The sequence below is a fragment of the Streptomyces sp. NBC_00316 genome (assembly GCF_036158715.1).
Taxonomy (GTDB): domain Bacteria; phylum Actinomycetota; class Actinomycetes; order Streptomycetales; family Streptomycetaceae; genus Streptomyces.
In genome coordinates this window covers 5,184,727-5,197,040 of sequence record NZ_CP108023.1, presented here as the reverse complement: position 1 = coordinate 5,197,040, position 12,314 = coordinate 5,184,727, and the positions used below count along the sequence as shown (strand labels likewise).

Genomic DNA, 12,314 nt, shown 5'->3' with positions numbered 1-12,314 from the left:
GGCCGGTGATCAGGCATGCGACGGAACGAACGTGACACGCCGTTCGCTCGGTGAGTACCCCGTCAGTGTGACGGTGGGCCCGTGGGTGGGCAGATGGGGGTCGGGGAAGGCCGGGTCGACCGGCTGCAACGTCTCGGTCCGGCGGTCGACCGTGCGGTACTCCGGCGGGAAGGGGGCGCCGGACGCGATCTGCTGCTCGTAGAACCCCAGCCACTTGGCTCCGTCGAAGGACGCTGCGGCGATGACACGGCCGCGGTAGCCGTACACCGCGACGAACCGCTCCTCGGCGAGTGTCCCCTGGGCGACGACCAGCTGGTCGCCCAGCGAGGGTACGCCCACCGACTTGATGTTGACGCCGAACTGGGTGGACCAGAACATCGGCAGCCACAGGTGCGGGCGGCGCTCGGGCCCGGCACAGATCATGTTGTGAGCGGCGATCTCGGCCTGCTCGACCGCGTTGCCCCAGTGCTCCAGCGCCAGGAACTGGTAGTCGAACAGCGGGTGGGGGCTGCGGGCGACGTCACCGGCGGCGTAGATGTCGTCGGTGACGATGCCGTTGACGTCGAACACCCGGCACCCGGCGTCGCACGCGATGCCCCGGGGCCCCGCGGCCACCCCCGAGCCGGCGAGCCATTCCGTGTTCCGCATCGCACCGAGCGAGACGACCGCCACCTCCACGTCGATCGACGAACCGTCGGACAGATGGGCGCGCCTGAGCCGTCCCACATCGTCGCCCTCCAGGGCGGTGACGCTGACGCCGCACCGCAGGTCGACCCCGTGCTTGCGCTGCAGCCGGTCCGCGACCGCACCGATCACTCCGCCGAGCGCGCCCACCAGCGGTGCCGGGCCGCGCTCGGCGACCGTGACCGCGAGGCCCAGCTCCCGGCAGGCGGAGGCGACCTCCGCGCCGGTGAAACCGGCGCGGAGGTCACCAGCACCCGGGACACGCCCCCGGTCAGCTTCCGCTGCAGGCGGGCCGAGTCGTCGCGGGTACGCAGCACGAACACCCCGTCCAGTGCGGCCTCTTCCGGGTGGAACCAGGGCCGCGCCCTGGTCCCGGTGGTGATCAGCAGGCGGTCGTAGGGGACGGTGTCGCCGTTCGTCAGGCGCACTTCCTTGGCGTCGCGGTCCAGGCCCTCGGCGGCCACGCCGAGACGCCATTCGGCGCCGATGTCCCGCCGCCGCGGAAGCGCGGTGTCCTCGGGCCGTGCCCGTCCGAGCAGCGCCTGCTTGGACAGCGGCGGCCGGTCGTAGGGTTCGTACGGCTCGTCGCCGATCATGGTCAGTGATCCGGTGAAGCCCTTCGCGCGCAAGGTCTCCGCCGCACGCAGACCGGCCAGCGAGGCACCGACGACGACGATGCGGCCCTGGCGCCGCAGGACCTCGACGTCCGTCTCAGCCGACATGGGGCTCCACCCCCTTCGTCGGCTCGTCGGAGTAGTCGACAAGGATGGCCTGGACCGGGCACGCGGCAGCAGCCTTCTCCACCCGGCCACGTTCTGCCTCGTCGAAGCGAGGTGAGAACAGCAGCGCCTCTTCCCCGTGCAGCGCGAAGACGTCCGGGGCGAGGAAGACGCACTGTGCGTACCCCTGACACCGGTTGAGATCGACGACAAGCCTCATTGGAATCCGCTCCCTGCACGGGCCGCGGTGGCCGAGCCCCGCAGCCGTCTGCGCTCGGTCCCTATGGCCGGTGGGCATGCCTCCTCTTCAGGTTCAGCCCTCCGCCCAGGTCTCGCAAGGCGTGGGCGGCGCCGGGATACAAGGCCCTGCGCGAGGCGAAGGGAAGCTCCTCGGGCCGCCGGAGGACTACCGGGGGTGCGGTGAAGTTGTCGATCGGCCGGTGCCTCCGAAGAGTCCGCCGTTCCCTCCGGTCCCACCACAGGCGGGCTGCTCAGCTCGGTGCTGGCTCTACCGGGTCGGGCGGGAACGTCTCCGTCGTCCGTGGCTGACAGCCTGGGAACATGCGTCGCCTCGGGTAAGGGACACAATGAGGTGTATGGGTGTTCAGCGCGCCTCGGTGGACCGCCTCCTTGAGCAGCCGTCGGGCCGCGGAATGGTGGCCATCCCGCTCGCGCTGATCATCGTGATCACTGTGGTGGACATCCACTCGCCGGCCGATGTCCATCTTGGGCCGTTGCTGGTCATCGCACCCGCACTCACCGCCTCCTTCGCCGGCCCATGGCTGACTGCGGCAATCGGCGTTCTTGCTGTGGCCGCTCAGGTATTCATCGCTGTTCTCCACGGCGGGCTGGCCACGACCAACCACATTTCGCAGATCATCGCCCTGACCGTGCTCTCCGCTCTGGTGGTTTTCGTCTGCTCCGTGCGGGAGCGGCGTGGTCGTCAGTTGAACCGGGCACGATCGGTGGCCGAGACGGCACAGCGAGTTCTGCTGCGGCCTCCGCCCCGCCGGATCGGGCCGTTGCGCGTGGCCTGGCTGTATCTGGCCGCCGAGGACGAGACCCAGATCGGCGGCGACCTGTTTGCGATCGCTCGCGCCGCCCATCCCGGCACTCGGGTGATCATCGGTGACGTCCGCGGCAAGGGCATGGCCGCCATCGGTGAGGCATCGGTGGTGCTGGGCGCGTTCCGTGAGGGTGCTCACCGGTACGCCACGCTGGCCGAGCTCACGGCGGCACTTGAGGAGAGCTTCTGCCTGAACGTGGAGGAGGTGGCCGATACCGAGCACGACCCCGGAGAGCACTTCATCACCGCCCTCATGCTCGACATTCCCGACCACGGCTCACAGGCCCAGATGATCAACTGCGGCCATCCCCCGCCCCTGCTGGTGCACGATCACCAGGTGACGACCCTGCATGCGCGCCGCCCCGCACCCCCGCTGGGTATGTGCACATTGCCCGCCGCATCGCCCGCTCCAAGCAACCGCGCCGACCCGTTCCCCTTCGAAAGCGGCGACATCCTCCTGCTCTACACCGACGGCGTCATCGAAGCCCGCTCACCGACCGGAACCTTCTACCCGCTCGCCGAGCGCGTTGCGTCCTTCTCCACCTCCAGCCCCGATGCCCTGCTGCGCCACATCCACGACGACCTGCTCGCCCACGTCGGCGAGGTACCCACCGACGATGCCGCTCTCCTGGCCATCGAACGCACTGCCGCCCACCAGCTCCACGGGCCGCACCTGGAGTAAGTCATCACCAAGCGCTTCCCAGCCGGTCAAGTTCCGCATCCACGCGCCGGCGTAGCTCGCAGAGGAGCCGCCGGGACTGTGCGGGCGAACGGGAAGTGGCGGTGATCGTGCTCTATGAAAATCCTGCTCAGGGGTCCCGGACCTGCTCACCCTGGCTCCCCGCCCACAGGCCGCTGACCTGCGGACGGACGCCACACGGGAGGGGGCGCCCGATAACCGGCCAGGGTCGGGAGCGCGGACGTCCTGCACACCTACCGGTGTCGACCGCACCGACGAGTAGCGAGGGCCACGGCCGGGGTTCAGTAGCGCAGCACTGCGGCGATTCGGTCATGCTCGGTGAGGCGGTCGTCGGGGAGGAAGACCACTTCGGTGCCGTGGTCCAGAGCGGTCTCGACGAGTTCGTCGACGATGTCCTCGCGAACGCCGGCCTCCCAGCCGCCCTCCGGTTCGCCGCTCAGTGGGGTGAGGTGGCCGTCGGTCAGCCGAACGGTGGGCTGGAAGTGCTCCTCGACGGCGATCATCGCGGCGCGCCCGGCGCTGGCAGCTTCCCAGACCTCGTCCAGCCCGGCGGCGAAGGTTCGCCGACTGCGGGCATCGTCCAGCGCCGTGTCGACCCGGCTGGTCTCCTGGGCCGCCAGTGCGGCGCGGGCGGGTTCGAGTTCCTGGAGAAGGACGCTTTCGGGGCCGTCGGTAAGGCCACCCTTGATCACTGTGGCGGCCGGGGCGCGGGCTGCGGTGCCGACCTCCTGCAGCAGGGTCACGGCCTCGGCGAGTCCGACGAGAAACAGTGGGCGGGGCTCGGCTGACAGCATCGCGGCGAGCGCGATGTCGACGGTGCGCATGAAACGGCGGGTGTCCTCATCGCTGAAAGTGCTCGGCTGGTCGCCCACGCGTTCCTTGTGCTGGACGTCCCACTCGCCTTCCGGTGCCAGGGCGGGGAATCCATTCCCCTCGTGCTGGTGGAGGATGCCACCTGCGCCGCTCCACAGGGTCGCCGTGTCGGCGGCGACGGCCAGCACCCAGTAGGGGTGGGCCTGGGCCTTGGCAGCGACCAGGTTGCGGGTCAGGAAGGTGTCGCTGAGGACTACCCGCTCCGGGACGTGACGCGGCACGGTCCAGATCTGGTGCTCCTCAGTGGTGGCGTACAGCACCAGGCCGTCCATGGCATGGCGCAGATCGATGTCGGCCACGGCCCGCTCCAGCTGGGCGTGCAGGTCAATGCGGTCCTGGCGCGATGCCTGCGGGTCGGTGTCGATCCGGCGCTCGGCTTCCGCGAGGAGGTTGCGCAGCTGCACCGCGTCCTGGGCGTTTTCCGGCTCGCGCCGGTGCGTCGGCATAGTCAGGGAGACCGCCGGGTAGGGCCTGTCGGACCGCAGGTCTCGCAGCATGTCGGAAGTCAGGGCATCAGTTTCCATGAGGGTGCCTTCCTGGTGAGCCCGTTGCTCTTACAAGCGCTTCTGCAACCTCGCCATGTAGGGGACGCTCTTAGACCGCTTCGTACAGATGGGCCCGGCCGCCGCGCCATTCGATCCAGTGCGGGTCGTCGAGACAAAGCTCGGCGTCATGGATTCCAGCCCGCCGGAGAAGTTCGACCAGGTCGCGGACGACGCCGACCATCTCATCGTTGATCGAGACCACCCGACCCGCGGGGGAGCACCGGTGCACGACTATCGGGGCGCTCATGCATCAAGAGTGCTCCCGCTCGGCTGCTCGTGCACACCGCGCAGCCAGCTGTCCGTACCCACTGCAGCAGGGGGCCGTGCCGGCCTCAGCGAATCGGTGTCGCCTGCCGTGTCCCCACAGACCCGGCCCAAGGGAGGCGCGAGGTCAACTGGCCGAAGGTATGTAGGGGCTACGTTCCTGTTCCCCTGGTCGCTGCGTCGGGACAGCTCGGCAGAGTCACAGACGACGAACTCATGGGTTGGGCGGCGTAAAGACGTCCCGCGCATCGAGCAGATCGCTGAAGAACGCCTTCGGCCGTAGCGCCAGGGCCTGAACCCGTTCCGATTCGCTGATCGGGACAACGTTCACCACCCGAACGGCTTCGGTGCTGGTCTGTATGGAGCCGGTTTGCTCGTCGGTCCAAGGGCCCGCCAGGAAGGCGCGGCGGCACCCCGGGAAGGTCGGCACGTCGTCAGGAAAGGTGGCTACCTCGCCCCAGCCAAGAGCCCGCCCAAGCGTCCACGGATACGCCGCCAGGTTTGCCAGGCACATTGCGATGAGGCCTTCGTCCTGCGGCTCCACGTGCCCACGACGGAACAGACGGAGTTCCGCCCGGCCGCCTGTTCGGCCGTCACGGGAGGGCATGGATTCGACCGACATCCCGACCGTGGTGAAGACGGTGACGCCCGACGAATCCGCCGCCCTGTGGACCATGACGTCGATCCGGTCGAGCGGGCCAGGGCCGTTTTCGAAGGTGATGCCGGCGTCCTCCTCCCCCAGCTCCTCCTGTAGCCGGTGGAAAACATCACGGACGATGACGGGTGCGGGCATGCGCGGGACTGTACACAGTGTCACCGTGCACCATGCCCGAGCGAAAAATCCATGCTCTCGCGCATATGCCACAGGTGGCGGTGGACGTTCTTACGAACATGCGCTCGGTCTTCTGTTCCGCCGGCCTCGACACGGGCGGGAGTTCAGCTGCCCCGGCGGGCGCAGATCATCGGGCGCCGCCCGCACGCTGCTGCGCCCGGTACGCCTGCCGCAGCTCGCCGACACCCGCGCAGGTGGTCCGGGGCCTTCAGGCGGTGGAGCTGCCGTTGACGACCGCTTTGCCACGTGCCTTCCGCGTGGTGGGTCAGGCCGGGGTGTCGGTGTCCTGTGCGGAGGCCGCGAACGCCTCGGGGCCCTGCTCCGCCGCTGCCGGGTCCATCCACATCACTTGCCAGCCGTGACCGTCGAGGTCGTAGAAGCTGCGTGAGTACATGAAGCCGTAGTCCTCGGCGCCATCCGCCTCGGAGCCGCCCGCCGCGAGTGCAGCGGCGCTGACCGTATCGACCTCATCGCGGGACGACACGCTGAAGCAGTACAACGCCAGCGTGTGCGTCGTGGGATCGGCCATCGGCAGTTTCGCGAACTCCGCGAACTTCTCGCGGCTGAGCAGCATGACGAAGGCGTGCTCGCCGACCAGCATGCAGGCGGCGGTCTCGTCGGTGAACATCGGGTTGAAGCCGAACCCGAGCTTGGCGAAGAACGCCTTGCTGAGCTCGAGGTCCGCCACGGGGATGTTCACGAACAGCGTGCGGCCCGGGTGTGCGGGATTCGTCATGGTGGGTCTCCAGTCGGTGACTCGATGGCGTACGTACTGGCAGACCGGCCCGGCCGGCGGAACTCATCGGTGTATCTTCGCCGGCTGCCCGGACACCGGACGCCGTCGCATGGATATCTTCGCCTCACGACGCGGGGCGCGACCCCGGCCGCGGTGAGGAGCGTCGCGCAGCCATGCCGGGCATCGGGCAGCCGGACGACGCGGAGGCCGGTGGAGCCGGAGACGCGGGTGAAGGAGCGGTACACATTGCGCGGCTCGACCGGGCGACCGGTGCGGGTGGTGAAGACGTGGCCGTTCCCCGGGAGAGGGGGCGCTGTGGAATCGCTCGGATGCTCGATCGTCGCTGTCGGCTGGGGTGCTCTCGTCGGCGCGCTGCTGCTCTGTGTGGTCACCGGCGTGGTGGTCACGCGCTGGCGCCGCCGAGCCATTGCAGCCCCAGGGGAAGCCGAGCAGGGCCAGAAGGGCCGTGCCCCTCACGTGCCCGATCGGTAGGCGACCAGCGGGGAGCCAGGGGGAACGGCGGCGAAACCTCGGGGAACGCGCAGGTCAGTGGCCTGCCGGGTCAGACTGTACCCGCATACGGGATCTTCCGAACTGGTGCTCGAGGACCCTTGTGCCCGCACGTGACCGGGCCAAAGACTCCACCGACCAGTGCGGTCTTGGGGAGGTGAGGTGCGTTCCCGCCCGGAGACGGCTTAGCCTCTGCTGGTCCGCCTGGCCTCGGGCGGTTCGAGGGAGGGGTGTTCATGCCGCAGCGGGGAACGGGCATCGGGCTGCGAGTCGCGTCCTGGGTACTGGTGCCACTCGGGCTGGTCCTGATGCTGGGGGGCATCGGATACTTCTTCACGCATTACCAGGGGGTCACCGTCATGAGCGAGGCGATGGAGCCCACGTACCGCCCAGGCGAGCGGCTGATCATCGAGCGCATCGACGCGGGCGAGATACGCAGGGGTGATGTCGTACTCGTCCATGTGCCCGATCGCTATCAGGACAGACCGGTCCTGCAGCGGGTCATCGGGATGGGCGGCGATCACGTGGTGTGCGACGGCCATCGGATCACGGTGAACGGGAAGCCGGTCGACGAACCGTATGTGATGCGCGGCGAAGTGAACCCGGCAAACGGACCGTACGACGTGCAGGTGCCGGACGGGCGGTTGTTCCTGCTGGGCGACCACCGGGGGAATTCGAACGACTCGCGGTTCTTCCTCTACGAGCAGTCGGGCAGCGTCGCTGCCTCCGGGGTGCTCGGGCGGGTGCAGAAAAGTCTTACTGTGCCAGCGGTGTCGGTGGCGCTCGGGGTCCTCGGGATCGTGCTGACCCTGGTCGGGATCGGCCTGGGGATCGGAGGGTACGTGGCCGGGCGGCGTGCCCGGCGGCCGCTCGCGGCTGTGCCGCCGTGGCCCACGGCCTGAGCGATCTTGAGTATGCGTGTCGTGGCCGGCGCGAGCGCGGCGGCTCGGTGTGTCAGGACACGATCGGCGACAGCATCCACTACCGGGACCACCGGGCCATCCCGCATCGCTGACTCTTGGTACGGCCGAGGTGGCACATCGGTCCACCGGCGCAACCTGACCGCCGGACCGGCCGTACAGGGTGCGGCCCTGCGCTGACATCCGCCGCTGACATCGACGAGCAGGGACAGCCGCAGTGTTCAGCGGCCGCCGACGGTCTGGATGCCCATGGGTGAAGTCCGTCAGACGCGACGGAGATCGAACCCTGAAGCGGATGTCATCGCACCGCGGAGCGCCCTCCCGGGGCCGTAGGCCGTGCCCGTGGCATGCCCGATCGGAAGGGACGCCATGGGGAGCCGCAGGAATGAGCGGCGAACCGTCTGCGATCGCGCAGGTCGGCGCCTTGCCGGGTCGGCCACCGGGCGCGTGCGGGGTCTTCCGGACCAGTGCTCACAGCCCTTTGCGCCGGCGCTCGACTCAGCCTCTGAGACTCCGCCGGCCTTGATCTTTCTCTGCCCGCAGAGTCAGTTTTCTGCTAGGAAGCTGCCATGGAAGCAGCGCTGGTCGGACTTGCGGGCACAACGGTGGGAGCTGTGACCGGCTTTGCGGGCGCATGGCTCGCTCAGCGCGGACAGGTACGTATCCAGCAGGAACAGCGAGCGCATGCAGAACAGGTGCGCTGGCTGGATGACAAGAAGGGCCTGTACAGGGATCTCTTGATCAGGCTCTACGGCTGGCACGACTCGCTGGCCTCCATCCTGAAGGATGAGGATGACGGGAAGCTCTTCGACAACCGGTCGACCGCTTACAAGTGGATCGTCGAGGCATCCCTGATATCTGGCGACGAGGTTCGTTCCGCTGTGAGTGACGTGCACCGTGCCCTGCTTCGCGTCCAGACAGTGATCTTGGACAGCTCCTCACCGGCGGACGAGTGGCCACTTCAGGGTGTGGAGGATGGCCTTTCAGCGCTGGAAGACGCGCTGCGGGCCGAACTGGCCATGCCGGCGCGCGTAGGCTCGCGACCCCGGCTGGGCCGCCGTTGAGGAGCTGCGAGGTGCCACAACCGCGCCGGACCGGGCGGGGATCCACGGCGAACCGCGGTGGCTGGTAGCGACAACAGTCAGCATCCGCCGAAGTCGTCCTGCCGCAGGTCAGGTCCCAAATCGCCCCACTCGCACCTCGAAGCGGGTGTCGCAGGTTCGAATCCTGCCGGAAGCACCAGCGCATAGGCCCCGGACCGATCACGGTCCAGGGCCCATGGCATCCCACTTCGCCCCCCAGCCGCCGCCTCGACCGCACACGGCGGGCTCAGCGACCCGGCCTCGGCGTATGTGCGGCGCAGCCATCGCGGCGCGGATGACACCTGACGCATACGATTCAGACATCCAGTCCGTTATGCGGGGATTTGAGGAGTCTCACCATGGAGGGAATTGCCGACATGGGCGGCACCCCGGGGTGGGGGCCCGTTCATCCGCCGAGGCGTGATGAACCCGTCTTCGAGGAGCCCTGGCAGCGCCAGGCATTTGCGCTGGCGGTTCTCTCCGGCCGCATTGCGTGCGGTGGCGTCAACACGGACGCCTTCCGGTACGCGCTGGAGCGACTGGACCGATCCGCCTACCTGGACGACGGCTACTACGGCCGCTGGCTCAATGCCGGGGAACTGATGCTCACCGAGAGCGCCATCCTTGCGCCGGGCGCGATCGACGCCCGCGCCCGCAACCTGCGCGGCGAACGCGTGGAGGAGCCGCCGATCCCCGAGCCCGCCCGGCCCGACTACGCGCCGACCGCCGAGGGCTCGCTGCGATCCGTGGACACCGCGCCGGCCTTCGCTGTCGGCGAGCGCGTACGGGCCAAGGCCATGTCGGTGCCCGGGCACACCCGACTGCCGGGTTATGTGCGGGGACATACCGGCATGGTCGAGGTCATCCAGCCCGCTTTCGTGCTACCGGACACCAACGCCCACTTCCAGGGCGAGAACCCGCAGCACGTCTACTCGGTGCGATTCGATTCACAGGAGCTGTGGGGCGCCGACGCCGAACCCTTCGCGCTCACCGTCGAGATGTACGAGAGCTACCTGGAGACCCCCTCATGGCCACCACCGGATCAGGCGAACGCCTTTCCCCTGCTCTGCGCACCGAGGCGCTCGAGCAACTGCTCACCGAACGGAACCTGCTCGACACGGAGCTGATGAACGGGATCATCACCACCTACGAGACCAACGTGGGCCCGCTCAACGGCGCCAAGGTCGTCGCCAAGGCGTGGACCGACCCGGAGTACCGGCGACGGCTGCTCGACGACGGCACCGCGGCCATCAAGGAGCTCGGCTTTTCGGGGCCGCAGGGCGAGCACATCGTCGTTGTGGAGAACACCGCGACCACCCACCACGTGGTGGTGTGCACGCTGTGCTCCTGCTACCCGTGGCCGGTGCTGGGCCTGCCGCCGAGCTGGTACAAGGACCCCGCCTACCGCGCACGCGTGGTGAAGGAGCCCCGCACGGTGCTGTCCGAGATGGGACTCGAACTCGACGACGACGTGCAGATCACCGTCCACGACAGCACGAGTGAGGTGCGATGGCTGGTACTGCCCGAGCGGCCGGCCGGCACCGCGCACCTGACCGAGGAACAGCTCGTGCCGCTGGTGACCCGGGACGCGATGGTCGGTGTGGCCAAGGTGGCGGCACCGTGACCGCGCCGCTGGACATCGAAGGCCCGGCCGCACCACCGCGCTCCAACGGCGAGTTGGTGTTCGCCGAGCCATGGGAGAGCCGCGCCTTCGGCATGGCCGTCAGCCTGTACGAGGCAGGCGCGTTCACCTGGCCGCGATTCCAGGCCGCACTGATCGCCCGGATCGCGGCCTGGGAGACCACTCCGGCCCAGGACGAGCCTTACAACTACTACCAGCTCTGGCTGGCCGCCCTGGAGGACGTGCTCGTCGGCCTGTGCACCGTGTCCGCGGACGAAGTCACCGCACGCGCCCACGCCTTGGCGGAACGTCCCGCAGACCATGGCCACCGGGAGGGCGACGACCACGGCCACGATCACCACGCGCACTGACCCCGAGGCGCCGCCGGCGTCTCGGGAGCACCACCGCGGACCCGACGGCCCTCCACCGGGTCCCGGCCGCTGCTCCGACATCCGGATGACCGGGTTCCGCACACTGTCGGCCGGGCAGCAAGTGGACCTCATCCGGGAAGCCTCGGGCTGCAGACAGGATGGCTGCGACTACCGCGGGGTGAACATCGCGCCTCGGTCGGCCTGACACCCAAACCTGTCATCAGCGACGGCGCACGGCCACGGTCCCCGGCATTTCGCTGCGCGATGCACCCTCTACCGCGACACGTAATGGCGTCCACTTACTCGGACTCCTCAAGCGGGTTTCGCAGGTTCGAGTCCTGCGTGGGCACAGAAGAAGGGGCCGGCTCAGAAGGCGTTCCCCCCATGCCTGCCCTTCGCTCCCGGCCGGCACGCCGTACAAGAAGCTGCGGAAGCCTCGCGAGGCCGACCCTCTGTTCAACCGGTTGCTCATCGGCCCCATCGACCTCAGCTACGCGAACCTGACCATCCCCGGCAACACCGGCCACCGCCTCATCACTACTGTGCGCGACCTCCTCCATGGGCGAGTGGGGGCGTGGGCGCTCTTGGAGAGGGTGAATGAGTGATCGGAATGCCCGACACGGGTCCCTGATGGGAGATGAATCCGCTCCAAATGTACTTTTAGTGCCCATTCGATTGCAGCGGGTAATACAGTTCCGCAATGCACAGGCCCGGAGGGCAAGATTCATGCGCAAGCTCCAGAAGGTCGCGATCACCGTTGCAGCTGTCGGGGGCCTGGTCGCCCTCGGCGCGGGAAGCTCCTACGCCGCCGACTACAGCGACCCCCCCTGCGGAAGAACTCAGCCACGCCCCGCCATCGGCCTGTTGGATGACATGGCGCCGCAAGCGCCGCAACCGGCTGTGAACCAGGCCAACCAGGCGGTCGGTAACGCCGGCAGGACAATCCAGGTCAACCAGGCAATCGGAAACACCGGCAAGACGAACCAGGCCAACCAAGCCGTCGGAAACACCGGCAAGACAATCCAGGTCAACCAGGCAATCCGAAACACCGGCAAGACGAACCAGGCCAACCAAGCCGTCGGAAACACCGGCAAGACAATCCAGGTCAACCAGGCAATCCGAAACACCATCGCACTCGGCTTCTTGCTCACGCCGGCCCCCTAACAGGCGCAGAGTGCGCCGAGCAGCTTCCAGCAGGGGAACCTGGCGCAGGGTACGGCCGGTGAGGCCAGCCAGAACGAACGTTGCGGATCGAACGCAGTGACCCCGATCCCGGGATGAACACGCCGAACCTGCCGATCAGCCTCGACCACGCGAACCCGCCACGGCCTCGTGGCGGGTTTCGTCGGTTTCGGAGTGGGACCGGACGAACGAGCCCCGGCCCCGCCCAG

At 68.5% G+C, this 12,314-nt stretch carries 13 protein-coding genes and 2 pseudogenes; 8 read left to right on the top strand and 7 right to left on the bottom strand.

Annotation, left to right across the window (positions count from 1 at the left end):
• Nucleotides 1–9 precede the first annotated feature (9 nt).
• Nucleotides 10–1,406 (bottom strand): annotated as a pseudogene (locus tag OG878_RS23160) (NAD(P)/FAD-dependent oxidoreductase).
• Nucleotides 1,396–1,623 (bottom strand): ferredoxin, encoded by a 228-nt coding sequence (locus tag OG878_RS23155; protein WP_328888553.1) that lies wholly within the window; start codon nucleotides 1,621–1,623, stop codon nucleotides 1,396–1,398. Before OG878_RS23155 ends, OG878_RS23160 begins: the two are co-directional and overlap by 11 nt.
• Before the next feature lie 376 nt (nucleotides 1,624–1,999).
• Between OG878_RS23155 and OG878_RS23150 the strand changes: the two genes are divergently transcribed.
• Nucleotides 2,000–3,151, top strand: coding sequence for a PP2C family protein-serine/threonine phosphatase (locus OG878_RS23150; protein ID WP_328888552.1), 1,152 nt, complete (start codon nucleotides 2,000–2,002; stop codon nucleotides 3,149–3,151).
• A gap of 299 nt (nucleotides 3,152–3,450) precedes the next feature.
• Here OG878_RS23150 and OG878_RS23145 read toward each other — a convergent pair whose 3' ends face one another.
• From OG878_RS23145 to OG878_RS23125, 5 genes and pseudogenes are all read right to left on the bottom strand, one after another.
• Complete coding sequence (locus tag OG878_RS23145; protein WP_328888551.1) at nucleotides 3,451–4,566, bottom strand: baeRF3 domain-containing protein; 1,116 nt, start codon at nucleotides 4,564–4,566, stop codon at nucleotides 3,451–3,453.
• Nucleotides 4,567–4,636: 70 nt separating this feature from the next.
• Nucleotides 4,637–4,834: a hypothetical protein gene (locus OG878_RS23140; RefSeq protein WP_328888550.1), complete on the bottom strand. Its 198-nt coding sequence runs from the start codon at nucleotides 4,832–4,834 to the stop codon at nucleotides 4,637–4,639.
• A 231-nt stretch (nucleotides 4,835–5,065) separates the two neighbouring features.
• Nucleotides 5,066–5,644: a suppressor of fused domain protein gene (locus OG878_RS23135; RefSeq protein WP_328888549.1), complete on the bottom strand. Its 579-nt coding sequence runs from the start codon at nucleotides 5,642–5,644 to the stop codon at nucleotides 5,066–5,068.
• Between the two features lie 304 nt (nucleotides 5,645–5,948).
• Nucleotides 5,949–6,419, bottom strand: a complete 471-nt coding sequence (locus OG878_RS23130) for a VOC family protein (protein WP_328888548.1) — start codon at nucleotides 6,417–6,419, stop codon at nucleotides 5,949–5,951.
• Between the two features lie 125 nt (nucleotides 6,420–6,544).
• Nucleotides 6,545–6,715, bottom strand: a pseudogene (locus OG878_RS23125) (site-specific integrase); the annotation flags it as partial.
• A gap of 19 nt (nucleotides 6,716–6,734) precedes the next feature.
• On the opposite strand from OG878_RS23125, the gene OG878_RS23120 reads away from it, so the two are divergent.
• From OG878_RS23120 to OG878_RS23085, 7 genes are all read left to right on the top strand, one after another.
• Nucleotides 6,735–6,911, top strand: coding sequence for a hypothetical protein (locus tag OG878_RS23120; RefSeq protein WP_328891540.1), 177 nt, complete (start codon nucleotides 6,735–6,737; stop codon nucleotides 6,909–6,911).
• 254 nt (nucleotides 6,912–7,165) lie between these two features.
• Nucleotides 7,166–7,831: a signal peptidase I gene (gene lepB, locus OG878_RS23115; RefSeq protein ID WP_328888547.1), complete on the top strand. Its 666-nt coding sequence runs from the start codon at nucleotides 7,166–7,168 to the stop codon at nucleotides 7,829–7,831.
• Between the two features lie 587 nt (nucleotides 7,832–8,418).
• Complete coding sequence (locus OG878_RS23110; protein WP_328888546.1) at nucleotides 8,419–8,913, top strand: hypothetical protein; 495 nt, start codon at nucleotides 8,419–8,421, stop codon at nucleotides 8,911–8,913.
• A gap of 377 nt (nucleotides 8,914–9,290) precedes the next feature.
• A complete protein-coding gene (gene nthB / locus OG878_RS23105) occupies nucleotides 9,291–10,058 on the top strand; it encodes a nitrile hydratase subunit beta (protein ID WP_328888545.1) in 768 nt (255 codons plus the stop codon).
• A complete protein-coding gene (gene nthA, locus OG878_RS23100) occupies nucleotides 9,959–10,555 on the top strand; it encodes a nitrile hydratase subunit alpha (protein WP_328888544.1) in 597 nt (198 codons plus the stop codon). The genes nthB and nthA overlap by 100 nt, the downstream gene beginning before the upstream one ends.
• Nucleotides 10,552–10,923: a nitrile hydratase accessory protein gene (locus tag OG878_RS23095; RefSeq protein ID WP_328888543.1), complete on the top strand. Its 372-nt coding sequence runs from the start codon at nucleotides 10,552–10,554 to the stop codon at nucleotides 10,921–10,923. The genes nthA and OG878_RS23095 overlap by 4 nt, the downstream gene beginning before the upstream one ends.
• Before the next feature lie 726 nt (nucleotides 10,924–11,649).
• Complete coding sequence (locus OG878_RS23085; RefSeq protein WP_328888542.1) at nucleotides 11,650–12,087, top strand: hypothetical protein; 438 nt, start codon at nucleotides 11,650–11,652, stop codon at nucleotides 12,085–12,087.
• Nucleotides 12,088–12,314: the final 227 nt, after the last annotated feature.